General features: G+C 47.7%; 1 protein-coding gene. It reads left to right on the plus strand.

All coding sequences use genetic code 11. From position 1 onward, the window contains the following. Positions 1-12 precede the first annotated feature (12 nt). Positions 13-900, plus strand: a complete 888-nt coding sequence (locus ACTXGO_RS14580; protein WP_443542643.1) for a DODA-type extradiol aromatic ring-opening family dioxygenase — start codon at positions 13-15, stop codon at positions 898-900. Positions 901-1,016: the final 116 nt, after the last annotated feature.

Consider the following 1,016-nt stretch of genomic DNA (forward strand, 5'->3'; position numbering starts at 1 on the left):
AATAAATGCAAGATGACTCAATCAAGATTTGCGACACCTCCTAACTATCAAGCGCACGCAGACCGCCAAGCGCGCACGGATATCGCTCCCATTACAGGATCGGTTACATGGGCAGATTCGTCTGCGCGCTTAAGCAACGGCGCAACTTTGCCAGCTTTGTTTATCTCGCATGGCGCGCCAACGCTCGCAACCGAGCAATCAGCGACGACCAATGCACTAGCTCGCATGGGCCACAACCTGCCCAAGCCGCGGGCGATTATCATCATGTCCGCACATTGGCAATCGAGTAAGCTTGAGATTAGTAGCAACCCAAAACCTAAGACTTGGCATGACTTTTCAGGGTTTGATGACGCGCTATATGAGCTAAATTATCCAGCATTAGGTCAACCATCGCTTGCAGAGTCGCTTGCGCAGCAACTAAGCGCGCGTGGTATCACATGCCGCGTCAATCCCGTGCGAGTTTGGGATCACGGTGTTTGGGTACCGCTTCATCATTTATACCCAGATGCTGATGTGCCCATCGTGCAGATCTCTTTGCCGCGTCATTATGATAGCGTAGCCTGTTATCAATTAGGCGCGCAGCTAGCAAACCTACGTCATCAGCAAATCCTTGTGATCGGTTCAGGCAACATCACCCATAATCTACAAGCTATGAAATGGCAAGCTGATAGTATTGATGAGACCGCCAAAGACTTTAAGCTATGGCTGCTTAAAAAGCTTAAAACTGATATACCAACGGCGCTAGATTGGCAGCAATATCCTGACTACCGCAATATTCACCCAAGCGACGAGCATTTATTACCGCTATTTTTTGCTTTAGGTGCAGGACAACGTGTCTCTGTGGTTCATCAAAGCATGGCGCATCATAGCTTAGGTATGGATATTTATCGTTTTGATTAAAGCGTGTTTGCGATAACTAATACCAAATAAATCTACTTCTCAAACGCTGGCTTAGTAAACCAGCCAGCACGCTCTATCTCTGCTGCTAGGCTCAGTATCGTTGACTCATCATTCAT

The sequence above is a fragment of the Psychrobacter sp. T6-1 genome (assembly GCF_052258445.1).

Excerpts from the sequence above, each read along its gene's own strand:
- ACTXGO_RS14580 (WP_443542643.1), top strand. The coding sequence starts at position 13 with ATGACTCAATCAAGATTTGCGACACCTCCTAACTATCAAGCGCACGCA.